Below are 24,679 nucleotides of genomic sequence, written 5' to 3'. Positions count from 1 at the left end.
GAACATTAAATCAAATTTGTTAGCAAATTTTCAAATAACTGAAGGCGTTGTTGTATTTCAGCTTTAGACTTCCCCCCACCCATCAATAAAGAAGATTGCGGCTGAGTAAAAATTTGCTTAGTTTGTTCTACAATAATTTCTTTTTTTGATTTCCATGTCGTTGCATAATCTAAATACTTGCTAAATCCAACCATAATTGCATCATAAAATGCTTTATAGGGTTTAGTTTTCCAAGTCCTTTGTTCGAGATCGTAAGGACAAAATAAGTGGTTTCCATAAATTTCACTAGCTAGTTCAATCGTTTGATTAAAGATACTTCTTAAATCATTAATGTCATTATCTTTAAAATTCAAAGATTTCATCATATATAAATCCAAGAATTTTTTGATTCCGCCTTGAAAATACTCTACATTTCTGAGTGCAAAAAATCGCAATATGAGTTCGATATCCTCCATTTTTTCATACATTTTACTTGTTTTGTTGTTGTGCGAATCAGTAGAATCTTCGCCATGAATTTGCCAAGCACGGACAAATATTGGATTTTTAGATAATTCAAATAGTAATTCATTGAATTTGCCTTGATACAAGCAATTTCTAACTTCTTGAGGGGTTAAAGCAATCCCGCCAGTATTGAGTCTTTCAAAAGTTTTCTGTTTCAAAAATAGCGCTTCTTCCGGATTTTTGGTTGATTCAGTAATGATGACAATAGAGGATATCGAACGGCGATCGATTCCAGCTTTAATTTTACTGGGAAGCTTTGAATAATTTAAATCATTGAGTTCTGGCCATAACTCTAATCCTTTTAAAATCAATTTGTCTTCATAAAATTCTTGAATCGCCGTAATTCTTTGTTGACCATCCATGACTTCATAACAGTTATAGTCTTGTTCGTAGAGAACGATAGGAGGAACTGGAATGTTAATTAAAAAAGATTCAATTAGTTGTGATTGTTTTTTAATATCCCACCGCTTCCTTCTTTGATAGAAAGGTCGTAAATCCATATACCCAGGCTTTTTTAAAGATTCGACAAAACTCGGTAGTTTTTCTCGATTTATTTCTGTCAGAATTCTTTGCTCGCGCGATTCATATCTTATATTCAAATCTATATCTTTATTGGCAACAGAATGAGCCGTTTTTGTGGAAGATTGACCCCACATTCTTTCTTCTACAGGTGCTAAGGTCATTATTAACCTCCTTTAAACTTTAACGTCTTGACTCTAGAGAGAATTGAATCAATTTATTCGATGTTGTAGAGATCGATAGGTTGGTAAAAATTGAATTTTTAACCCTATCGATCTCTAATTCTAGCTTATAGTGTTACTTCACCTCCAAAGTCGCAGACGCCGATCGCCCGAACTCTTCGGGGGCATATTGTAAATGAACTTCGGCCCCGGGCCATTCGTACTGACCGGGGGTGACCGATCGCACCAGGTAGTGCAACGTGTACGACCCCGGTTCCAAACGGTCGGCGTAGGCGACGATCCGATCTTTGTAGATCTGCTGATAGCCGATTTCCCAGCTATCCGCTTGCGCCGCCATCGCTTGGGTGGAGGTTTGGAAACTCGTATCGATCGCCTCGAATCCGGCGGGGAGGGGGTCGGTAATCACCACCCGATCCACCGGGCGATCGCAGATCGTCTCCACGGCGATATCGAACACCTGTCCGACCTCCACACTCAGAGGCTTGTCCGGTTGCGCCAGACCGAAGGTGGCGATCGCCTCGTCCTCGCCGACGGGCTTGATTTGGCGTTCGACGCGCAACCCGTTAAACCGTCCCGGCTGATTTCCGGGCAGTCGGTAGCTGTAGTCCACCACATAGTGCAACGTCCCGCTACCGGATTTCGCCAACACTAACTCGGACGACCCTTTCGGGAGGCGATCGATCGCCACGTTCAGAAAGCGGCTGGGATTCTCGTAACCCCGGAACTGCATCGAATCGAGGGTTTCGCCACCTAAAACCACCGTCGCCGTGAAATTCGGCGGGGTCGGCTGAGTTTCGCCGTATGCCACCAGTGCATTTAACGCTTCGGCGTTGGCGTAAGTACTGCCCCAAGTGCCATTCCGGCGCAAGTTGAGCAAGCCTTGCAGCAGGCGATCGATCGTCTCCGGTCGCGTATTGGCGGCGAGACCCAGGCGTAAAGTTTGCGCCTGCAGGGCCGTCGCATCACTCAGCCAACTCCAACCGCGCGGCAAATTGACCGCCGCCGATCGCGCCGTTTCCGAAACCGTCTCGAACAGTTCGTCCGCCAACGATCGCCCTTCCGGTTGCCATTCGGGGAACTGTAGCAAGTAGCGCGCCAACTCACTTTGTCCGGCGCGATCGAGATCCGCCCGTCCTTGGTAAATTTCCGCGAGAAAATCGTTGCGGGTTTCCCCCAATTCCGACAGCGCGATCAGCGTTCCCAGGCGGATTCGACCCTTGCAACTCGCCGTATCGCACCAGTCGTACTGACCGGGATCCGCCAGCAGTTGTTTTAAATACCCCTGCAATTGAGACACCATCGCCCCATCGACGGCAAATCCGGCTTGTTTTGCTTTCGCCAAACTTTCCGCCGCATAAGCACTCATAAACGGGTCGGACCGTTGGTAACCGGGCCAACTGGCAAAACCGCCGTCGGCTGTTTGCAGTTTTTGCAACTGGGTTAACGCTTGAGTGGCCTGTTGGCTGGGGTTGAATTCGGCAAAAGCTTGAGCGTATCGTTCTCCCAACTGTTGCAAATTGGCGGCGATCGCCAATTGGGAAGCGGTCGGTTCTAAAAAGGGTAAGGTTTGTTCGTCGAACACCCGCCGCGCCGGGGCGGTAATTTCGGGAATCAACGTGCTGGCGAGGTCGAGTTGCAAGCCGCCGATATCCGTCATGACTTTCTCGTCAATATTGAGGGGAATCGTGGCGCGATCGCCCGTGGTTCCCGTATCGACGACGTTTTCCGTGACGGGCAGTTGTAGCACGGGCAGTGGCACCTCGAAGGCATCCGCTTCCCGGTTATTGAGTTGGGCCGCAAAGCGGAGGTTTCCTTCCCCGAGTTCGGTTGCGGCGATCGCGAAGCGATAGGCATGGGTTCCCGCGTCTAATTTCTCCCGTCGCGAGGTCGTCTGGGTCGCCTTCTCTTGGGCAAATTGCAGGTTTTGGCTGACGGCGGCTTCGATGTCCAACCTGCCGCGATCGCCCGTAGTATTGGTCACCGCCAGACCGCCTTGGAAGCGATCGCCGGGTCGCGCGAACTGGGGTAACAGGGGATTCGCCATCACGGGTTTAGTCGTGATAAAGGTGCTGTCCGCCTTGCCGAAGCGCAGGTCTTCCGTCGTCGCCACCGCCATCACCCGCCAGGTGGTCAGGTCGTCGGGAAGGGGAAAATCGACTCGGGCTCGTCCCTGGCGATCGCTGACGATCGATCCGTTGTAATAGGCGAGGGGACTAAATTCGGTGCGAACCCGGGTCTCGCCAATTCCGGCAGAAAAACCGCCGCCGTAGCCCCATCCTTTGTCCAACGGCGACGCCAAAGCTTGCAAGATTACCTCAAAACGGCTGTCATCCCAGCGCGTGGCGATCGGCTGTTCGGCGTAAACGGTCTCGACCAAATCCGGCGGACGGTAACCCGTCAGTTGCAACACTGCCTCGTTGACCACCATCACCGTGAATTGTGCCCGGACAGGTTTTCCTTCGCGGTCGGTCACTTGCAGTTGTACCCCTTCCGTCGCCCCGGGTTCGAGTTGCGATCGCACCGGATCGACCGTGACTTGCAGGTATTTGTCCTCCAAACTGGTCGTAAACGGGGCAAATCCTACTTTTACCAGGTCTTCGACGCTGCCGGGTTCGACGCGATCGATCGGCGTTCCCTGGCGAACGAGCACCGCCTGCACCGCAGCATTCGGTAGCATATCTTCGGTCACTTTAAACCGGACTTCCGGCGCGCCGCCACTCACTTTCACCGTCGTTTGATATAACGGGCGATCGCGTACTACGGCGAAATACAATTCCGCTTCCGGATAGGGAGATTGAATCAACGCCGTCGCCGTTTCTCCCGGTCGGTAACTCTCTTTGTCTAACTTGACTTCGAGGAAGTTCTCACTGTCACTGCGATCGCCCCAGACCACCGCATTGGATCCGGTCACCCACAGTTGCAGGTCCGTCACCGCGCGATCGTCGTTCTCCGAAGTGGCACGAATCCGGTAAGACCCGGCCTCTGCGGCTTTCAGCGAGACGCTGACGGGTTGCCGACTCGATTTGACCGTTTGGCTGTCCTGGGTTTGATATTCGACCTGATAGCGTTGCTGGCGACTCCCTTCGACCACCCGAGTCACCCGGCTGTAGTCCATTTTTTGCAGTTCCAATCGCACGTTGTTTCCGGCGATCGCGTTCCCGTCCGCATCGGTAACCACCACTTCCACCGGAAAACTTTCCCCCGCTTCGGCGACGAAATTCGTTTTTAAACCGATGAGGCGATCGCTGGGTAAAGCGGTAATTGTCTGAGAATTGGCCACCGAAAGATTAGAAACGTCGCTGACTTCTGCATCGACTCGGTAAGTTGTGGTATAGGGTAAATCTTTATCGATCGTAAAGCCGAAACTATCCCACCCCGTCCCGTCTAAATTATCAGTTTCTTGCAGGACATCCGGACTAATTTGTGGTTCTTCTTCCGGCCAAAACCACTGTTGGCCGAATTGATAGTTTTCCCAACCTTTCGGGCTAAAATCGGCGCGCGATCGCGTCACGTAGTAAGTGACTCGACCTTCGGAAACAGGGGCGCCAAACAAATAATCGCTTTGAGTTTTCACTTCAACTCCTTCGTTAGCGACGACCACCTGTTTATCCACACTCAACTCAACTTTAAAGTTGGGCGGTTTAAATTCAGCCACTCGGAACTCACCGAAAATCTGCGCGTCATTGTTAGCTTTTGCTTCTACCGTATAGTAACCGAGAGATTGCGTTTCCTCTAAAGGAATTTCGAGGGAAAACGTACCGAAATCGTTGGTCGTTTGTTGTCCCAGATCGATTTCGTTGCCGTCGGGGTCTCTCAAAATCAGGGAATAAGCATCATTTTTATCGAGAACCAATTCCCCTTTATCCAGATAAGAAGCAACCCCCGTTAACTCCACCGTTTCGCCGGGTTTGTACAGTTGGCGATCGGAAAAAATCGTCCCTCGCGAAAGCGGTCGATCCTCGTACCAACCGCCAAAAAATCCATAACCGTAATTCCCACTATAGGCATAGGTACGAACAAACGCCCAATCGCTATTTTCTCGGGCAATAACTAACAATTCCGGGGCTTCCGTCGCACTTTGCCGACATCGACGCATTTGCGCCGCATTCAGTTGTAAAAACCCCGTCGCATCCGTCGTTCCCGTCGCGCAAGTTTGCGGCGTTGTTGTTGCATTACTATTCAGTCGCGACTGGTAAATTTCAACCGGAATGCCACTCGCTGCGGAACCATCATCTAAATGATTGACTTTGACAATTCCCGACTCGGGAAACCATTGAGCGAATACGCCTAAATTGGTTAACTCGACCAGTCCATAATAGGTTGCTTCTCGCCAGCGTTGTCGTCCATTTTCTTGATAAGAATTGGTCTTAGCTTGGACGCCATACGCCAGCAGTCCCGTTGCTGCATTCAGTTGTTCGCGAACGGGAACGGTAATCTCAACCGTTTGATTTTTTTGACCGGAAATAGGAAAGGTCTGCCAGGTATTCGGCGAGGGTAACAAATCGTTGCCTTCCCCTCGCGGATAGGCGGAATCGGCATAAACTAAATCCGTCGGTCGTATCCTTCGATAGACCGCTTTATATTCGGAATCCGGTAAATTAATGGCGCTAAAGTTAAGATTGAGGTCGGTTCCGGCGGGGAAAATATTGAGCTCGGAGGGCGCCCAAAAGTCGGCGGCTAAATCTCCCGTTTCGTAAGTTACGGTAACGGGTTCACCTAATTTTTGTCCGAAGCGGTCTTCGAGGTCGGCCCCTAGAGTAATTTGATAGCGGGTATTCGGTTCGAAGGCATAAGGATTGAGGTTAATTGAAGTTTCTTCGTCGTAAGCTTGGATGGCTTGCGGTTCGTCTTTAGGGGAAGGGGCGATCGTGATATTGTTGAGAGCAGAATCTGCATTTAACCCGTTATTAAATTGTAATTGTGCCGCCCCTCGAACGAAGCGACCGTAAGCCCCTCCGGCATCCGGTTGTCCGAAAAATTGTAATTCGTTAAAGGCTAGGGGGGCATAGGTTTGAACTTCGCTAGAGAAGGCTTTCTCGCTAGCTAGATTGCCCCGTTTCGGTTCAATTCCGGCGGCAAATTCGATCCGATACGTTGTGGCTTTTTCTAGTTGTTGTTTGGGGGTGAATTCGTAATGCCACGATCGCCCTTCGCTATTGAATTCATCGATCGCGAGATCGCTGTCTATTTCTCGTTGGCGAACCCTAGCGGCGATCGCGCGATCGCTATTTTCAGGAATAAATCGCAAATGTTGTTCGAGACTGCTTAAATCGAGTTCTACATTCGAGGTAAACTCTAAATTGGGTTCGAGGGCGATCGCCCGAATTTCATCCTCCGAATAAGGAACAGTTGAAGTTGGTAAATTACTCAGTTGTATCGGTTTCGTCGTAAAAGTCCAGGCGAGATCTTGCCCCAGTCGATTTTGATTGACATCTTCTAACCCCGCTTTAACTTTTACTTGAATGCGAGTTGCACTCGGTAAAGCTTCCGCCGCTTGAAATCCCACCATTCGAGGAGTTAAAAAGCGAAATTCACCGGGTAATTGAGGTGTAATTTCAAAGTATGTTAATTTCTCTTCTCGATTCGGCGAATCCAAACTTGCGATCGGAATCACCGGATTTTGAAAGCGAATGCGAATTTGTGCTAAATTCTCCGCTTCTCCTGTCGGACTGATTTCTTCAATCCAAGCGGGGGGTTTGGGCGTTTCTAAAGGCGCTACCGAGGGCAGTTGTTCGACTTGCGCCCCCGGATTAAAAACTCCACACGCCGCAATTCCAATCGCGGCGAGAAAACCCAGGAGAAACCATTTCCAAGTTTTCCGAATAATATGCATGATTTTAAATCGTCGGCTAATTCACGGACGGACAACCCGTAACTGTTTCAATGCAAGCATTTGAGCGTACCGAGCCTCCCAATTTGGCGATCCCCCCAGTCCAGCACGCACGGGTACATCTGCAATTTAAACAAATATTTTTCAACTCCTCCGGATTTTGTAGAATTTCTTAATCCTATACAGGAGATAGTAGAGGCGGATAGTAGGGGCGGATAGTAGGGGCGGATAGTAGGGGCGATCGCCTTTCCAGCAACAATGATTTCTTTATTAAAAAGCTATTAAATAGCCATCCTAAGTCGTTAGATATTTAAACAACATCAGTCAAGCCAGTAATTCCCCTAAAAACACCATCAAATCAGATTTTCGACAGGGAACTCCTCCGACTCACCGCCTTACTCCTTTGCATTTTAAAAAAGCAACTTCTTAGGGAGTCAATTCACTCTTTTACAGCACTCGGGCGTCTGATGAGGCACAGTACCGATCCCCCTATCCCCCCATCCCCCATCCCCCCATCCCCCCATCCCCCCTTTGAAAGGGGGGTTGGGGGGATGGGCGAAGGGGAGATTTCAGAGGGAACCAGCAAAGTCCCCCTTTTTAAGGGGGATTTAGGGGGATTTAGGGAGATCTAAATATCTTGCATACTTGCATAGCAGAGGAAAAAGCTGTAAACGTTCATTTTCTTGAGAAAAATTCACCCGCCGATCTCGGACTGAACTCCCTCCACAATTGGGTTGAAATTCTATCCGTTGATTCTTCCAACAAACCAAGGATGACTATCAATTCGATATGACTATTTCCGAGTCATCCGCAAACGAGTTGACAGACAATAAACACCAGTCAATAACAGCCAGATCGACACCGAATAAAAACAAATCGGAAAGACAGGATTAACAGGACTAATACTTGCTGCATCCAGCTTAACCTCAATCAACCGATTAACATGCGGTTCAACAAAATTGCTATAAGCATTCTCCAACGCTTCCCGTTGTTTGAATTTATCTTGTACCTCGTCCATCACTGACCTCATTGGTGTCTTTGAGGTCAGTGTTTTTTTGGGCTGTTACCCAATCAAACTTACTGCTAAAATCCTGAAACCCTTGCTACAATGGCTTTACCTGGTTTGGGCAACTCTCCCGTTTGGGCAAGTTTCCCCAAACCAGCACCAGTTTTCTATCGAGGGTCGTCATGGTGGGAAAATCGGGTCAGCCTTTCAAAAAAAGCCGCAAATATGGAGAAAGCGCCGACGACTTGCAAGACCGTCTGGACTTCGTTGCGGCGTTGCTGGCCCTGGCGGATGAGGAGATAACCATTTCCCCAGACTCCCTCAAAGCTCAGTTCAAGGTGGAGTGGGTTCAGCACAATGAGTTAAGGGTTTCTGGAACTATTGAGCAAAAACAGGGCAATGGACAGACCAAGCTGATAGAAAAGGGAATTACCAAGAAGGATTTAGGGGTTTTATTAGAAACCTATCGCCAAACGACAATCTTGGAATCAGCGAGAGATGAACTGATTCAAAATGCGCTGGCTTGCCTTCGAGATTTGGGGATTCTAAAAGAGCATGAATCAGCCAAAAACCAAGGATATTGGAAGTTTTCCCTCTATCTCAAGCATCAAACGGCTGAGAGAGAAGAAAATTTACAGATTATTAAAGATAAATGGAAAGAAGCGTTTGGGAAACTTCCCGAACCTAATCATCCTCCCCAACCTTCGGAAATTCTCAACCGTTGCATCCTAGGACTGAAGGGAAACTACCAAGACGCGCAACATAAACTCAGCGAAATCACCGAAACTCTGCAAAACCTTCTCAACGATAAAACTCTCTCGATTACTAAAGTTGAGGAAGGCAGTATTCTGCTGATTGTGGAGAGTTCCCAAACCGGGTATGAGCAACTTAAACGCTTGATTGGGCAAAAGATTGCCGGGTTTCCGGTGGAATATGCGATCGATGAATGGCAAGATATCTGCCGTCGGATGTTGATAGACCGGAAAAACTTAACCAGCAATACGGTCTTAGGTCAAGTCTATGGGAATCGCAACTTAATCGATGAGGATTTATTTGTCGATTTGGCCCTGGTGAAACCGAAACGGAGTGAGAATCCAAAACACCCCCAAGAGATTGACCCCGAAAAAGCTTCGGACTTGTTCACTCGGCAAGAAGAAACTGTCGAGAAACGGTTTGCTTATCGAGAGTTTCTCCAAGAAGTGATTAAGAACCGTACCGAGAAAAATATTGCCATTATTGGGGAACCGGGGGCGGGGAAAACTACCTTACTCCAGAAATTAGCTTTTTGGTTATTACAAGAAACCGATGATTTAGTGGTTTGGGTATCCTTGGCAGAATTGGGCAGTCAACCCCTGGGAGAGTATTTAGAGGAAAAATGGCTTACAGAGGCATTGAGGAAGTCCAGAGACGAAATTAAAGCCGACTGGGGGCAGAAATTTGAGGGGGGTGCAGTCTGGTTACTGTTGGATGGCTTGGATGAGATGAGCCAGACCGACCTACAGGGGTTAAATTTCCGAGGTTGGGTGACCGATGCGCGGATGATTGTTACCTGTCGCTTGAATTTGTGGCAAGGGAACCCCAGCCAGTTACAGGGTTTTCAAACCTATCTCACCCAACCGTTTCAGGATGAACAAATGCAGGAGTTTATCCGGCGCTGGTTTCGGGGGTAGGGGATGCAGCGATAGGGAAGAGTTTAAAAAAGGCGTTAGCACATTCGGAAAATTCCCGTCTCAAGGAGTTGATTCAAAATCCCTTGCGGTTGTGGATGTTGTGTCAAATATGGCGGACGGGGGACGGTTTGCCGGAAACGCAAGCGGGGTTATATGGGCAGTTGGTAAATTGGGTGTATGACTGGAAGGCGGATAATGAAATTTTAGACTAACGGGAGGCAATTGACAAGACGTTGTCTCCGTTGGCGTTGGCGGTGATAGAACAGAATGTAAGCCGCATATTAGTGTCCGTTGCATCGGATTGTTAGATAAGCAACTAGAAAAGCATTAAGTTTTCGTTATCATCATCATAGTCACTTCGCTTTGCGGTTTCCCCGTAAAATTTTTTAATAGCATCAACTTTTGGGGGAGAAAAACTCTCGAATTGTTCTGGAGATATAACAAAGTTTTCACAATATCTCAGTATAGTCTTAGAAAGAAGATAGAGTCGATCGTCACCATTAGCATTTATAATTTCATTAGCGTAAGAACTTAACTCTTTTTGATGATGGCTCAGATAAGAAAGCAAAACAATTGTATTTTTGTTGTGTGGAAACACATTGAGAACAATAAATTTTGGTTCAGGTCTCTTATTCTGAGCGCTGCTGTTAATTGGATTAAATAGGGAGCTTACAGCTAAAGGGCAACTTTTCTCAATGCAAATATAATCGTGTTGAACTTCCGTGAATGAATTACTGTTGTAGATATTATCGTACATCTTTTTGTATAGACAAAAATCAATAGCATTTACTATGCGACAAGTTACGAACAACGATATATCACGATTGTTAGGATCGCACTTTCCTAGTTTAACCGATTTCTGATAAGTAGTTTGTAAATCAATAGCAGCTTTAATTCTTGTATGTAATTCACGAAGAACTGATCTGTAAGCGATCAAGAATTTTTGCTCTTCGTTGCTACTGTCAAACTTATTAACATCTATAGGACGGAATAACTGCCTATCATGTTCGCTGCATAATCCTGTAAACGTTGTTGCTTTATTGCGTCCAACCTTCTTAAATTCTATTTCTGGCCCTGTATCAAGATTTAGTCTGGCTACAGGCATAACGACATGATTGTTGCTGGCTAGTTGGTCTAAAATCTGACTATTCTGAATTGAGTGTGCCTTGATACAGTCGTTAGTGCAATCAGACTTAGGCCATAAGCATTTATTATATTTGCTGCTAATTTGAGTATATATATCGTTTTTCAACTCATTCATCACTTTTTTATCTTCGCTCATAAGTTTTATTCCCCTTTTTCCTTCATATACTGCTTGTAAAGCGTCGGCAAATTTTCAACTTCTTGATCGGAAAGCCCATAGCTTTTCCAATATTTCTTGGCTTCTTCATGTAATGTTTGGTGGCCAATATCCATCTGTGTTTGATATCTTTTCACGCAAGCTTTAATAGCATCCTTAAAGGCTCCATCCTTGTCACGATCCCATATTGGGCAAAACACAGCAATCCTGCGCTCGCTCTTATCTTCACAAAAACGCCCATATATTGATTGAATGTGTAAATAAAAACCGGGGTCATCCCGCTCGAATGATCCAATGTACCACTCAACATTCTTAATCCAGTCATATAAAATTGCATGACCGAGACTATAAGCAACTACTACGTCACTGCCACCTGGCTCATAAGAAAGTCGATTTTTCCTACTATGTCTTGGGCATGGTCGAACAATTTTCTTTAATTCAGGGGGTAAGCCGTGCATCTCATTACTAGAGAAAATTGCCTCAATCACTCCTCTCTCGGCACGAAAACGATCTCTAGCTGATGGAATTTGAATATTCTTTGCATCATACAGATTTATTTCCACTCGCTCTTTGGACGATTGAGTTTGATTTCTACTCCGCCTCGCCTGTTCAAGTCGAGATTTTATCAGTCTCGCCTGTTCAAGTCGAGATTTTATCTGTATTTGTTTTTGCTCTTTTACTTCATTTCGCTTACGAATTTGATCATCATAAAGTTGCTTCAACCCATCTTTGCGAACTTGTCCAACTACAGCAATTGTGATTGAATCTAGCCATTCAGGAAGGGAGTTATCAGGATTACACCATAGTTGCTCAATATAAACAACTAAACTATCTCGTTGCTGCTTAGGGATGTCTTTTGGATCTAGCCATATTTTACTGACTTTTTCGCGATCACTATTATCAATTTCGTACCAAAAGTTAATCTTTGCAAACGAGCCATCATCTAATTCTTTGGCCAGATTAGGATAATCACGCTTGATCTTTGTGATGTGAAACCAAACATTATTTCCCTGTAACCGATTAGCACTCCTAAATGTGCGGCTTACAAAGCCAAAGCCCCTTACTGTATCGTATTTCTGAACATGACCAAATTCGATTTCCACGACTACAACTCCCCAAATTTATGTTGGACAGAATATAAACGAGATTCATATAGCAATCCGAGATGAGTCGTAGAAAGACTGACCCCCTAAACCCTTGCTATAGCTAGATCGAGAATCCACAAATGATTTAGGACTGCTTAGGACTGCTATAGTATAATCCTAGCATCAACTTTCGCCCCCATAAACCTCGCCCAAACCCTGCAACACCTGCCCCTGTATTGCCTCAACGCGGACCTCCTCGCTGACGAAACCCGCGAACGGGAAATCGCCCTCACCGTCAGCGAACTGATTTGGGAAATCACTTGTCCCGACGAAGACCCCCCCAAACCCGCCACCCCGGCAGAACTGCGCCGAGACCTCAAAACCCTAAAACGCCGTAACTTCCTCCCCCACGGAGCCATCCTCTTCGGTAGCGAAACCGTTTCCACCCCGACCCAACCCACCCCAGAACTCATAGCCTTTTGCCAAAAACTGACGGGGGTAATTGCCGTGGGCTTCCTCACGGAGGAACCCCTAGAAGCGCCCTTAAAAGGCTTTCCCCCCAATCAACCGAATCTGTTATCTGCCATTGAAACCTGGTTAAAGGAGATTTGAGGATTTGCGTTTTTAAGGAGTATTCGTAATTTCCACAATCATTTCCCCTTGGCGCAATTGCTCTAACGCATCAGATAAAGTCGCCGTCAACAATTTTCGTAAGTTGCGGTTAGTGACATTGCCACAAGTGAGCCATAAAATTTGAGGAGGCGATCCTAAACGACATACCAAATCGATGAAATCACTGTCTTTCGTCATAATCACAACATTTTCAGCCTGTGCTGCTGCAAAAATTTCGATATCTTGAGCATCTCGAAGTCCTAAATCTCGCAATGCCATCGCTTCCAAACCAAAGGTTTCTGTTAGCCAATTGGCTAATGTGGGGGCAGTTGAGCATCGATCCAAATCTTCATGCGGTTAGTCTGGGAAAATCAGTACGTCGTGCAGCAAAGATCAAACAAGCCTGAATATCGGCTAGTTCTAGATCGGGAAAGTCTTCTAAAATTTCAGGAATGCTAACATTTTCTGCCAACATTTCTAAAATATCTGTGACGCGAATTCGCATCCCTCGAATACAGGGACGACCGCCACATTGACCGGGATTTTGCGTAATTCGGTTCAGTAATTTAGGCGTTGAACTCATGATTTTTTAGGCTGAATGAGTGATTGATTTTTCTAATTAATTAGATGCGAGAATTTTACTAACTACAACCCGATCTGGAGCTGTGCCGAAAATCTCCCCTATCCCCCATTTTATCAAGCATGGTACAATCCCGCGCCCTCCTCCTCACCGACTGCGAACATCCCACCCCGGAACTCATCACCTTCTGCGAAAAACTCACCGGAGTCATTGCCGTTGCCTTCCTCACCGACGACCTCCTAGACGCGCCGTTAAAAGGCTTTCCGCCGAATCAAGCTAATCTAATCTCTGCGATTCAAACCTGGTTAGAGGAGATTTAAGGATTTAAGAAACCGGGTTTCTCCCTGAAACTTGGGATAAAACGAAAGATTTCACACTTAATTTAGTGGCCGAATTACTAGACCCCAATTGATAATCACGCTTACAGAACTACTTCTCACGATCGAGTAACTTTCACATCTTGATAAAATGATAGCCTTTCTCGGAATGGATTGAGGAGTACAAGCTAGAAGCTCGTACTCTTCAAAAAAATCATCGCATTTTTGCGAGACATGCTATATCTAAGTTTAAAAATAGAATGACAACATCAATAGAATGACAATATAAAGTGACTCTCTTAACTCCAAATACGTTGTAAGTTAAGAATAAATCCGGGTAAAATTTTCTCGCCGGATAATTGAGTCGGGTTGTTCATCACTTCCACGGCTTGTCCCGCGCGGTAAATCTCGACTTGTTGCTGTTGGGGGTCAATTAACCACCCCAGTTGAGTACCGTTTTCTAAATACTCTTGTAACTTGGCTTGTAATTTGGCTAAATTATCGGATTCGGATCGTAATTCTATGACAAAATCAGGACATAAAGGGACAAAACTTTGACGCTGTAGTGGGGTCAAGGTTTGCCATCGCTGTTGAGTTATCCACGCGGCATCTGGGAAACGAATGGCACCATTGGGGAGGGTAAATCCGGTGGAGGAATCGAAGGCAATTCCATTTCCCCCTTGTTCCTCAATCCACCGAACTAAATAATAGGCAATTTTGATATTGCGATGTCCGGTTTCGCCACCTGTGGGGGGATTCACTATCAATTCTCCTGCGGCTGTTCGTTCGAGTTGTAAGTCGGGATTGGCGGTAACGAGGTCAATAAATTGGTCTGGGGTGATGCGAACTGAAAGATCTCGGGGCCATTGCAAGGTTATGGTTGCGAGGCTGTTGGGAAGAGTGACAATCATTGTTCGCTTCTCCAGTACCGCTAGGGTTGTATTTGAATTAAATTTGAATTGTGAGAATAGAGGTCAGGACACGGGATTTCCGTGTCCTGAAAGGGGATCTAAGATTTGGATAAGGCTTCGAGTTTTTCCAAACGGCTGCGGAGTTCTTGATTCTCTTTTTTGAGTTGGTCTACTTCGCTGCGTAAGGCTTTAACGGCTTTATCGGATCCGATCTTTTTCTGCACTTTACCGACGGCTTCTTCGGCGATGCGACGAACTCGACCGTCGGGGGTACGATCGCTTAAACTTTGTAAGATCGCGATCGCCTTTGGCGTTTCCATCTGTCCCAAAGCGACGACGACAGATACTTGTGTGAGGAAAAATGTTTCGTCCGCCAGTTGAGATAAGCGTTCTAAAATCCGCTCTAAATTAGTCGCACTTTGACCCGTAGAAATACTGCCGAGGGCGCGAATGGCGGCCAACCGCAAGGGTTGCGGCGTACCGGAAGCAGTATAGTCCAAAATCAGATTTAACGCAGCTTCCGAGGTCTTCATCTGACTCAAGCCGGAAATGGCGCCACTGCGAACGACTTCATTCCATCCGGCCCGTTGTTCGAGGACGGTTTTTAATAACTCGATCGCCTTACTTTCTTTGGGCTTTTCCTCTAGTTGAGAAGCGGCGATCGCCCCGACCGCTTTCGCCGCCGAAGCTTCGACTAAATAACTCTCATCTCCTTTCTTCACCAAAGGTTTAATCGCCTTATAACTGGCGTGAGTTTTGATACTCCCTAAAGCTTCGACGACAGCCCGACGGACGCGCGCATCTTTATCCTTCAATCCTTTCACCAATCCATCGAAGGCTTGGTCGAGTTTCACCGTGCCGAGTTGTTTCGCCACTTCGACGCGAACGCCCCAGAACGATTCATTTTTTAGGGCGTCACTGAGGGCTTTTACGGCCTCCAAGCTGCCTTTTTTCGCCAAAGCTTTCGCCGCCTCAATGCGCGAAACCGGGTCTGGATCGCCTGTTAACTGGGCTTTGAGTTCGCCGATCGCATATTCCAGCGTCACTGTTTTGAGATGGGAGTTACCCGCATCGAAACTAATAAAGTTCGGCTTTTCTTCCAAGGGGAAATAGAAAGTATGCTCCCGTTCGTGGACGCGAACCGTAAAAGTTTTGAGTTCGGCTTGTTTCCCTTTTTCGGTATAACCGAAGGCGATCGGTATTTTCAGATCGAATAACTCTTTATGGGGTAACTTCGTGGTTTTACTGTCTTTAACTTGCGCTTGAACGACTTTGACTTGGGCTAATTTAGCGTCTCCATCCCAAGAATAAGATACCTTATATTCCGGATGGCCGCCGCGATAAACATATTGGTCGAATAAAAAGGCTAAATTGCGTCCGGTGGCTTTGTCGATCGCCCGTAACAAATCGATCGTTCCTACGGTATTGTGGGCGTTGTCATTGACAAAGGTGTGAATCGCCTTTTTAAATAACTCATCTCCCAATTCGGCGCGAATCATGTGATAGACACAGGCACCTTTTTCGTACAGGTGGCGATCGTACAATTCGATCGCCTCCCGATACACGTGAGTGACGATCGCCCGCCGATAGCGGCTGCTATCTTCTGCTAAATAACTCCGCGCTTCATTGAGCAAATAATACGCCGCATCTTCTTTTCCGTATTCCTTCTCCGTCCACAACACCTCGGAATAAGACGCCATCCCCTCTTTAATCCAAGCGTGAGACCAATGTTCGATCACGATTAAATCGCCGAACCATTGGTGCGCCAATTCGTGCGCGACCAAGCTTTCCGTGCGCGGATCGTCAATTACCGCCCGTTCGTCGAGCAGACAGCGATCGGTTAATAAAGTAGTCGAAGTATTCTCCATGCCGCCAAAAATGAAGTCGGCGACGCAAACTTGTGCGTATTTCGGATAAGCATAAGGATAGCCGAACGTTTCGCTGAAAAACTCGATCATCTGGGGCGTTTTGCCCATGCTGCGGCGGGCGTCATCTTCCCGTCCTTTCTCGACATAATAGGTGACGGGTTTGCCGTTCCATTCGTCGCGCAATTCGGCAAAATCACCGACGGCGAGGGTCATTAAATAGGTCGGATGGACTTCATTTTGGCGCCAGTGAAAGATTTTTTCTTTCCCATCTTCTTCGACGCCGACGAGTTCGCCGTTAGAAATTGCGGTGTACGCTTTGGGAACGCGGACGCGAATTTCCGAGGTGGCGAGTTGTCCGGGATAGTCGAAACAGGGAAACCAGAAGCGAGAGTCTTCGTCTTCGCCTTGGGTCCAGACTTGTACGGGTTTGTCGGGATAGTCTTTATCCGGACCGATGAAATAGAGTCCGCGTTGGGGATGGTCCACACTGTAGGCGATTTCGAGGACGATCGCGCGATCGGCTTCGGTGGGGGTACTCAGTCGGATGTCGAGGTTTTCGCCGTCGTAGTCGAAGGATTGGTCGTCGCCGCCGATTTTGACCGAGGCGATGTCGAGGTTGACCGCATCGAGGGTGAGGCGGTCGATCCCGGTGCGAACGGGGTTGAGGGTGATGCTACAAGTCCCGCTATAGCGTTGTTTGGGAATATCTAGGCTGAGGTCTAAAAAGATATGCCGGACCTGTCCGGGGCGATCGGGGTTGTAATGGGGTTTGGCGCCGGGAAGTTCAAAGGATTTGCGACCGTTTTCGTCAGTATCAAAATAATTGTAAGTGTGGGCCATGGTAATCAATTTACGGATAAGACTGAAAAGTGCCGAACGAGGCGGTATGAGATATCTTTAATCAGGTTAACGCTTTCAGGTGGTTCCCGACCAAGGGCAGGGAGTAGGCGCGCGTGAGTGCAAACCAAGGAACAGAATTAACGAAGCATCCGCAGACTCTTATTTTAGGGGTGGACGGGGGCGGGACAAAAACCGCTTGCGTGGCGATCGCCCCGTCGGGAGAGATTCTCGGACGCGGGGAAGGCGGACCGTCGAACTATCAAAGTGTGGGCGTGGAGGCGGCGGAAGCGGCGATCGCCCACGCAATTTCCGGCGCCCTGGCTGGGGTGTTCGAGGGGCGCATCGGCGCGATCGGCTTGGGATTGGCGGGCGTCGGGCGATCGCGGGATCTCGAAGTGATTCGCGCCTCGGTCGATCGCCTCCAGCAACGCCCGGAATTCGGCGATCGCTGGCAACTGTCCCCGGATAAAATCGCGATCGCCCACGACTGCGCGATCGCCCTGACAGGAGGCGTCGGCGCCAATGTCGGCGTCGCCACGATCGCGGGAACCGGGGCGATCGCCTACGGACGCAACCGCCACGGCGCAACCCGGCGATCGAGTGGCTGGGGTTATCTCCTCGGCGACGAAGGAAGCGCCTACTGGATCGCCCTCGCCGGACTGCGCGCCGCCGTCCGCGCCGAAGACGGGCGATCGCCTGCCACGGCGTTAACCGAGGCATTTCGCCAACACCTCGAACTCGATAACTTACAAAGTTTAATCGAACTCGTCTACCGTCGCGGTTTGACCGTCAAAGAGATCGCCGCCCACGCCGCGATCGTCGATCGCTGCGCCCGCAATGGCGACGCGATCGCCCTCGACATCCTCGATCGCGCCGCCGACGAACTCCTCCTCGCCACCCGCGCCGTGTTTGCACCCTTGTTCAACCCCGACGAACCTTTCGAGGTCGTCACCATCGGCGGCGCCTGGAAAAGTCAGATCCTGCGCGATCGTTTTTGCCAAAATTTGCACCAGATAGCCCCCTTCGCCTCGGTCATCTGGCCCCGACACGAACCCGCCTATGGCGCTGCTTTGCTCGTTTTATCGTAAATGGTCCGGTGTTGGATGCAGGCAAAATGCCCGCACTACAGATTCCCGACTCCCCAAATTTCAACGCTAAGATAACTACAGCCAAAATTTGTCATTAATTTGGGTGAGGAGTTCGTGGAGACTTGGGCTAGAAATCACACACAATTCATGATCGAACCGATCGCGAAAACCATCGCCAAATTCGGCATTTCTCCTAATGCCATCACGGCGATGAGTGCGATCCTCAATCTGGTCGCCGGAATTTTTATTGCCTTCGGCGAACCCATTTTCGGAGGATGTTTGATGGCATTTATTGCCATGCCTCTCGATGTTTTAGATGGGGCAGTCGCCCGGGTGTTGGGGCGATCGACCGCCTTCGGTGCTTTTTTTGACTCGGTTTTAGACCGCTTTTCCGAAGGCGCCATTTTAATCGGTATCGCCGCTTTATTGATTCAGCGACAAGAGTTTATTACTGTCTTAGTTTGCGATCTCGCCTTGTTAGGATCGTTAATGGTCAGTTACACCCGGGCGCGGGCGGAAGGCTTGGGAATTGAGTGCAAAGTCGGTTGGTTTCCTCGTTTGGGGCGCGTCATCGTCTTGGCGACGGGTTTAATCCTCAATGTCCTCGATCTAGCCATCTGGATTTTGGCGATCGCCAGTCTGTTTACCGCCTTACAACGCATCGTTCACGTCTATCAAGTCACTCACGCCGATCCGTAAAAGAAAGTCTGTGTTGTAGCCCTGCCTTTTATTTCTTGTCAAACCCAGTTTTAAGCGGTCCAAAGCCTTCTAATTTTCGAGTGGCGAGGCGCGCGGCAAATTCCCCGGCTTCGCGCCCTTGCAGCCCTAATAAACGTTGGTAGAGATAACCCGCGATGTAGGTATCGCCGCATCCGGTGGGATCGACTTCCTCTTGGGGAGGAAAGGCGGGAACGCGATCGCCGCGATCGCCCGTGTAAATATAAGATCCACCACTTCCGAAGGTAATGACGACTTCTCGGACACCCAAGTTAGCCAGCACCTTTGCCGCTTCTTCCGGGCGATCGCACCCCGATAAAAGGCAGGCTTCGGTGCGATCGACTTTGAGAATATCGACGAATTGCAGCCCCGTTTCTTTCTCCTTCCAATCGACGGGACAGACCGTTTCAGCAGCATCAACCCTTCGTAAATAGCCTTGGGCGTCGAGGGAAATTTGACCAGTTTTAAACTTATTTCGATCGCGAATGGTCGAAATAATATCTATGGGAATATCTCCCTGAATTAAGGGACCGAGATGAACAATTTTGGCCTCAATTTGAGCAACATCTTCAACGGTAAAGGGATCGGCGATCGCCCGCACGTTCTGGGTACGGCGATCGAGATTATCCCGTCGATAATTATTTTCAAAAATGGTCGTTTTTTCGCTTTCTTGCCAAAAAACCGTAATTCCCCATCGTTCCAATTCCTGATTGACGAAGGGGCGATCGTCCCCCGCCGTTTTGGTCGCGACGGCGACATTCGCCCCCAAACTTCTGAGGGCTAAAGCGCTATAAATCGCCGTTCCCCCCGCAATTTCTCGGGTAATTTCACCGTCAATCCGAATAATATCTTTAGTAACGTGACCGATAATGCAAATATCGAACATGGGGGAAAACACGGAAGTTAAGGCAAGAAGTACCCGTCGGGAGTGGGGCGTTAGGCGTCGGGATGGTGTTGCTTCTTTGCTCAATCCCGATTCTTAATTCTCGATTTCCTAACTTGCTCAATCTAAAATCTAAAATAAAAAAGGACTGCGATCGCCCGCAGTCCCTTGAGTTCGGATCGAAATTTAATACTCTCGAAAACCGTTGATAAATTCCTCAGTCATCCGATAAGCATCGGAATCGGGATATTGATTCGGCGGATGCTTCATGAAGTAAGAAGACGGCGAATAGAGAACGCCTCCCTGACCGCGATCGAGGGCAACTTTACAGCAGCGAATCGCATCGATCGCCACCCCGGCGGAGTTGGGCGAATCTTCTACAGAAAGCCGCAATTCGATATTCATTGGCACGTCGCCGAATAGTTTGCCTTCGATGCGAATAAAGCAAACTTTATTATCTTTTTGCCAGGGAACGTAATCACTCGGTCCGACGTGAATGTTCTCATCTTCCAGTCGTTTCTCGCACGCGGACTGAACGGCTTCAGTTTTTGACTCTTTTTTCGATTTGAGTCGGCTGCGATTTAACATATTGAGAAAATCGCTATTTCCCCCAGTATTGAGTTGATAGGTTCTCTCAATTTTCACCCCTCTTCTGCGGGCTAAATCCGACAGGGTTCGGTGAACGATGGTAGCGCCGAGTTGCGATTTAATATCGTCGCCGATAATCGGAATATTGCGAGAAGCGAATTTATCCGCCCAGAGAGGATTGCTGGCAATAAAGACAGGAATGCAGTTAATAAAAGCTACTCCGGCTTCCAAAGCACATTCGGCATAAAAGTTAGCCGCTTCTTCCGACCCGACGGGGAGATAATTAATTAAAACTTCCGTCCCGGATTCTTTTAAAATCTCGATAACCTCTTCACGAGTGGGCTCGGGGGCATCACTCGGCGTAAATGTATAGCGTTCTTCATAGTCTTGCATGTGTTCTGAGAATCCATCCAAGATTCTACCCATGCTGACTTTAACGCCGAGTTCCGGAACGGTTTCACAGAATTTGGTCGTACAGTTTGGTTGAGAAAAAATGGCTTCAGAGACATCTTTCCCCACTTTGCGTTTGTCGATGTCAAAAGCCGCTACGATTTGGATATCGTAGGGCTTGTAACCGCCGAGTTCCCAGTGCATTAAGCCGATGGCTTCTTCACTACTTTTATCTTTATAAAAGTAAATTCCCTGTACCAACGAACTAGCACAGTTACCAACACCTACAATCGCGAGTTTGATTTTATCCACAAGCAGTTACCGTCTTCTACGTACTTGGAAGCTCCCAATTGCCAAAGTTCACAATAACACAACTATGGGAGAAAAAATAAGTGTCGGGACTTGGGACTTTACCGCTTCTCGAACCCCAGATTTCCGGTTAGCGGGCGATCGCGCGGCGATCTCCTCCAGGATCGGCTATAAAAGGGATAAAAAGAGGGAGGGGTCTTGAGGCGGGATTCCTCAGCCATTTTAACGGTTCGATTTGGGTGTTGCCCGTTCCCGGTTTGGAGTCGGTTACGGGGGAGACCGGGAGGGGTTCCCGGCGCTATTGCGGGAAGTTAACCGCCGCGACGATACTGGTGATAGCGGTCTAGTTCTACGTTAACGGTTGACAATTTCATGCTCAGTTTCATTCGCTCCGATTTGTCGGATCTCAAGGCTTATACGCCCCATCCAGAAACGGCAATGGAGGGGGTCAGCGCCACGCCGATCCGGCGCGATCGCCTCGATACCAATGAAAGTCCTTACGATCTGCCTGCCGAGTTGAAACAAAAACTCGGATGGACTTACGAACAACTGATCGAAACCAATCGCTATCCCGACGGGACTCACCAAGGGTTACGGGAGGCGATCGCCGAATATGTCAACGAATCGGCGGGGCCGAATGCGGGGGCGATCGCCCCGTCTCAACTCTCGGTGGGTAACGGTTCGGACGAGTTAATTCGCTCGATCTTAATTGCCACCTGTCTCAACGGACAAGGGTCGATTTTAGTCGCCGATCCGACCTTTTCCATGTATGCCATTCTCGCCCAAACCCTCGGCATCGAGGCGATCGCCGTCGGACGCCACGAGGAGAATTTCGCGATCGATGTCGATGCGGCTCAACAGGCATTGGAAACCCAGAAAAATCCGCCAATTCGCGTTATTTTCGTGGTTCATCCCAATTCGCCGACGGCGAACGCCCTCACTCCGGCGGAAATTGACTGGTTGCGCGCCATTCCGGACAATATTCTCGTGGTCGTTGACGAGGCGTATTTCGAGTTCAGTCAAACGACTCTGGTCGGCGAACTGAACCGACACCCAAATTGGGCGATTTTGCGAACCTTTTCTAAAGCCTTTCGCCTCGCCGCGATGCGGGTCGGCTACGCGATCGCCCATCCGGACTTAATCGCCGCGTTAGAAAAAATTCGCCTCCCTTACAACTTGCCGAGTTTTTCCCAAGCTGCCGCCGAATTGGCGATGCAACAGCGATCGCACTTACTCGCCAGTATTCCCGAAACCCTGGCCGAACGCGATCGCCTCTACCAGGCTCTCTCTAACTTATCCGGTTTGACCGTATGGCCGAGTAGCGCTAATTTTATCTACCTGCGCGGCGATCGCCAAACGCCTCCGGATCTCGCCCGTCTCGCCGCCGAACTCAAAACCCGAGGCACCTTGGTGCGCTACACCTGCAACGGTTTGCGCGTCACCGTCGGGACTCCCAGCGAAAACCAGCGCACCCTCGAAAACTTTCAACGTTTACTCGGCGCCTCCTCTTGAAGGCAATCGTGCGACAAGCCCCCTACTCGTGGGAGTAAGGGGCGATCGCGGGGGGGTCTGTTCTCAAACGGCGATCGGCGATCGCCCTTGGGTGGCCGCGTGTCGAACCATCGCCACCGTGCGGGGCAAAACCCCCACCAACCGGGCAAACGCTTCGTCGGGAACGTCTTCGACGGTCTGCCAGTCGAAATAATGGCCGAATTGGGTCAAGATCTGCTGCGCCCTTTTTAAAGGAACGGGATTGGCGGTCAGTTGTTCGGTCAGGCGAATCCAGTGACGGCGGATCGTAAAGGCTTGTTGCCGTTCTTCGTAAGATTCCGGATAGACTAAGGCCAGATCGCCGACGGGTACGACTTGCTGGCATTCGAGATCGAATAAGCCCCCCACGGCGGCTCCCGGCCCGGCAAATTCAGCGTGGTAGCGCTTGTAAATAATTAAGCCATTGCGGCGGCGGCGATCGACGACGAGCAGTTGACCGCTATTGAGTTGAGCGAGTAAATCTCGCCGTTGCGGAGCGCCGATCAAGGCCGTACAAGGGTTGGATGCGACTCGATTCCCCTGGCGATCGCCGCTCGTTGGAATCGCTCGATAAGGGTCTGGCACTGGCCCTACAGTGTCCGACGCTTCGAGGGCGCGCTGTTGCTGATTCGCAATCATCTGAATGTTTCTCTCCCGGTCAGGCAACCTAAGTTTGAGAGCGCAGAACTGAGAACCCGGTAAGGGCGATTTCGCTCGCCAAAATTCTCGGGATTACTTTTTAGTCTTCTGTCTCTATCATGCAGTAATCCAATGGGTTGAGTATTTATTTCTGAAAAGAAAGGCTAAAGAATTGCCTAGATTTTCTAAAGAGATTGTAAAGCCAAGATAAATTATAAGGGAAAGCGCCTTTAAGTTCATCAAAAATTGATATGACTGAAGGGAGATTGGGGGAGAGTGGCAAGCGCTTTTGAGACGAATGGTGGCGATCGCTACGAGGCGAGTGTACTCCTTTCAACCCTGTCTCGCCCGTCAGTCCAGCCGCGATCCCAAAGCCAATCCGATAATATTTTTTCTCAAAAAAATAGCCGGATCTCCAGCCAGAATAGAGGCCGGGCGCATCGGTCATGGAGTCTCGGCGAGTCGAGCGGCTTTAGTGGAGAGTTTTGTGTAACAGTAAGCGTCGGGGTTGTCGGAACAACCACGCGCCCCAACTCCAATCGACCTGACGCAAACGGTAGCCCATTTTGAAATAAAGCCGTCTGGCAGGACGATTGTTTTCTAAAACGTGAAGGTAGAGTTCTCGATAACCCCACTCCCGAGCCATCTCTTCGCAAGCGAGCAAGAGGTGCCGAGCGGCGCCCCGTCGCCGGGAATCAGGGGCGACGGCCAAATTGGATAAGTAGGGGAAGGGGGAAGCGTCTAAGGGCCAGGGATGGAGACTGCGTAAGGCCATTTCCACGGTGGCGATCGCCTCGCGCACGGGAGACGGGGTCACGGCGACCAAACAGATGTAATGGGGAGAGCGCGATCGCAAGCGGGTTCGCAAGTCTTCGTGAATTCCGACCCGCAATAAGGGATTCAACCAACACATCGGATCCTCGCGACCGTGAAAACTTTCGGTGAGAATGTCGGCGATTTTTGGCAAATCTTCGGGTTGAGCGGTCGCGATCGAAAACCCCGACGACCCGGCACCTAGGTGGGTCGTTTCGGGGTAGTGCTGTTGGGGGGTCGTGAAAGATAAGTTCACATTTAACTATTGGAAAAAAGTTGGGGGTTTAGGTTCCGTCACGCCACTCTGGATTCTAGAAGAGCGCGCCGTACGGACAGAAAAAAATTCAAACACAGATCAAAAAAAATGGAAATCTTAACGCAACCTAAATAATCATTCCAAGTATTACTATGCCACAAATTGACTGAGGGATTGTCGGTTGCGGACGGCGAGCGATCGCCAATCGGACGGGATCCCGCGTCGGCGCCAGAAATCCTAGCACT

General features: G+C 48.9%; 18 protein-coding genes and 2 pseudogenes. 7 read left to right on the top strand and 13 right to left on the bottom strand.

Features of this window, described 5'->3' with window-relative positions; translation table 11 throughout:
* Positions 1-5: 5 nt before the first annotated feature.
* Together HCG48_RS24455 and HCG48_RS24450 are read right to left on the bottom strand one after the other, a co-directional pair.
* Positions 6-1,184 (bottom strand): DUF262 domain-containing protein, encoded by a 1,179-nt coding sequence (locus HCG48_RS24455; RefSeq protein WP_168571509.1) that lies wholly within the window; start codon positions 1,182-1,184, stop codon positions 6-8.
* Between the two features lie 133 nt (positions 1,185-1,317).
* Entirely contained in the window at positions 1,318-7,035 is a 5,718-nt protein-coding gene (locus HCG48_RS24450) for an alpha-2-macroglobulin family protein (protein ID WP_168571508.1), read from the bottom strand.
* Between the two features lie 1,185 nt (positions 7,036-8,220).
* Here HCG48_RS24450 and HCG48_RS24445 point away from each other — a divergent pair.
* Positions 8,221-9,705: pseudogene (locus HCG48_RS24445) on the top strand (NACHT domain-containing protein); the annotation flags it as partial.
* Between the two features lie 319 nt (positions 9,706-10,024).
* Here HCG48_RS24445 and HCG48_RS24440 read toward each other — a convergent pair.
* Positions 10,025-10,990: a hypothetical protein gene (locus HCG48_RS24440; protein WP_168571506.1), complete on the bottom strand. Its 966-nt coding sequence runs from the start codon at positions 10,988-10,990 to the stop codon at positions 10,025-10,027.
* A 5-nt stretch (positions 10,991-10,995) separates the two neighbouring features.
* Positions 10,996-12,111, bottom strand: a complete 1,116-nt coding sequence (locus HCG48_RS24435; protein WP_168571505.1) for a hypothetical protein — start codon at positions 12,109-12,111, stop codon at positions 10,996-10,998.
* A gap of 153 nt (positions 12,112-12,264) precedes the next feature.
* Here HCG48_RS24435 and HCG48_RS26970 point away from each other — a divergent pair, with 153 nt between their 5' ends.
* Positions 12,265-12,705: an NACHT C-terminal alpha/beta 1 domain-containing protein gene (locus HCG48_RS26970; protein ID WP_375339350.1), complete on the top strand. Its 441-nt coding sequence runs from the start codon at positions 12,265-12,267 to the stop codon at positions 12,703-12,705.
* Positions 12,706-12,717: 12 nt separating this feature from the next.
* Here the strand turns inward: HCG48_RS26970 and HCG48_RS24430 are convergent, their stop codons facing one another.
* Both HCG48_RS24430 and HCG48_RS24425 read right to left on the bottom strand, forming a co-directional pair.
* Positions 12,718-12,984, bottom strand: a complete 267-nt coding sequence (locus HCG48_RS24430) for a DUF5615 family PIN-like protein (protein ID WP_246260185.1) — start codon at positions 12,982-12,984, stop codon at positions 12,718-12,720.
* Positions 12,985-13,054: 70 nt separating this feature from the next.
* Positions 13,055-13,288: a DUF433 domain-containing protein gene (locus HCG48_RS24425; RefSeq protein ID WP_168571504.1), complete on the bottom strand. Its 234-nt coding sequence runs from the start codon at positions 13,286-13,288 to the stop codon at positions 13,055-13,057.
* Between the two features lie 39 nt (positions 13,289-13,327).
* Between HCG48_RS24425 and HCG48_RS26965 the strand changes: the two are divergent.
* Together HCG48_RS26965 and HCG48_RS24420 are read left to right on the top strand one after the other, a co-directional pair.
* Positions 13,328-13,387 (top strand): annotated as a pseudogene (locus HCG48_RS26965) (hypothetical protein); the annotation flags it as partial.
* Positions 13,388-13,407: 20 nt separating this feature from the next.
* On the top strand, positions 13,408-13,605 hold the full coding sequence (locus HCG48_RS24420) for an NACHT C-terminal alpha/beta 1 domain-containing protein (RefSeq protein ID WP_168567327.1): 198 nt from the start codon (positions 13,408-13,410) through the stop codon (positions 13,603-13,605).
* 296 nt (positions 13,606-13,901) lie between these two features.
* On the opposite strand, the gene HCG48_RS24415 is transcribed toward HCG48_RS24420, so the two are convergent.
* Together HCG48_RS24415 and HCG48_RS24410 are read right to left on the bottom strand one after the other, a co-directional pair.
* On the bottom strand, positions 13,902-14,510 hold the full coding sequence (locus HCG48_RS24415) for a Uma2 family endonuclease (protein ID WP_375339349.1): 609 nt from the start codon (positions 14,508-14,510) through the stop codon (positions 13,902-13,904).
* 101 nt (positions 14,511-14,611) lie between these two features.
* Positions 14,612-17,221: a M1 family metallopeptidase gene (locus HCG48_RS24410; protein ID WP_168571502.1), complete on the bottom strand. Its 2,610-nt coding sequence runs from the start codon at positions 17,219-17,221 to the stop codon at positions 14,612-14,614.
* A 113-nt stretch (positions 17,222-17,334) separates the two neighbouring features.
* On the opposite strand from HCG48_RS24410, the gene HCG48_RS24405 reads away from it, so the two are divergent.
* On the top strand, positions 17,335-18,309 hold the full coding sequence (locus tag HCG48_RS24405) for an N-acetylglucosamine kinase (RefSeq protein WP_246259748.1): 975 nt from the start codon (positions 17,335-17,337) through the stop codon (positions 18,307-18,309).
* 147 nt (positions 18,310-18,456) lie between these two features.
* Positions 18,457-19,008 (top strand): CDP-alcohol phosphatidyltransferase family protein, encoded by a 552-nt coding sequence (locus tag HCG48_RS24400; RefSeq protein ID WP_168571501.1) that lies wholly within the window; start codon positions 18,457-18,459, stop codon positions 19,006-19,008.
* 28 nt (positions 19,009-19,036) lie between these two features.
* Here the strand turns inward: HCG48_RS24400 and HCG48_RS24395 are convergent, their stop codons facing one another.
* Together HCG48_RS24395 and HCG48_RS24390 are read right to left on the bottom strand one after the other, a co-directional pair.
* Positions 19,037-19,996: a PfkB family carbohydrate kinase gene (locus tag HCG48_RS24395; protein WP_168571500.1), complete on the bottom strand. Its 960-nt coding sequence runs from the start codon at positions 19,994-19,996 to the stop codon at positions 19,037-19,039.
* Positions 19,997-20,095: 99 nt separating this feature from the next.
* Positions 20,096-21,199 carry an inositol-3-phosphate synthase gene (locus HCG48_RS24390; protein WP_168571499.1) on the bottom strand — a complete coding sequence of 368 codons (1,104 nt, stop codon included), beginning with the start codon at positions 21,197-21,199 and terminating at the stop codon, positions 20,096-20,098.
* Positions 21,200-21,568: 369 nt separating this feature from the next.
* Here HCG48_RS24390 and HCG48_RS24385 point away from each other — a divergent pair, with 369 nt between their 5' ends.
* Entirely contained in the window at positions 21,569-22,708 is a 1,140-nt protein-coding gene (locus HCG48_RS24385) for a histidinol-phosphate transaminase (RefSeq protein ID WP_168571498.1), read from the top strand.
* Positions 22,709-22,771: 63 nt separating this feature from the next.
* Here HCG48_RS24385 and HCG48_RS24380 read toward each other — a convergent pair whose 3' ends face one another.
* The 3 genes from HCG48_RS24380 to HCG48_RS24370 all read right to left on the bottom strand — a co-directional run bounded on the left by HCG48_RS24380 (position 22,772) and on the right by HCG48_RS24370 (position 24,434).
* Positions 22,772-23,365, bottom strand: coding sequence for a hypothetical protein (locus HCG48_RS24380; RefSeq protein ID WP_246259747.1), 594 nt, complete (start codon positions 23,363-23,365; stop codon positions 22,772-22,774).
* Between the two features lie 145 nt (positions 23,366-23,510).
* Positions 23,511-23,813, bottom strand: a complete 303-nt coding sequence (locus tag HCG48_RS24375) for a hypothetical protein (protein WP_168571497.1) — start codon at positions 23,811-23,813, stop codon at positions 23,511-23,513.
* Between the two features lie 24 nt (positions 23,814-23,837).
* Positions 23,838-24,434 carry a GNAT family N-acetyltransferase gene (locus HCG48_RS24370; RefSeq protein WP_168571496.1) on the bottom strand — a complete coding sequence of 199 codons (597 nt, stop codon included), beginning with the start codon at positions 24,432-24,434 and terminating at the stop codon, positions 23,838-23,840.
* Positions 24,435-24,679 lie beyond the last annotated feature (245 nt).

This window comes from Oxynema aestuarii AP17, from assembly GCF_012295525.1.
Lineage (GTDB): Bacteria > Cyanobacteriota > Cyanobacteriia > Cyanobacteriales > Laspinemataceae > Oxynema > Oxynema aestuarii.
The sequence above is the reverse complement of the archived record's forward strand: the minus strand, read 5'-3'. Positions and strand labels throughout refer to the sequence as shown.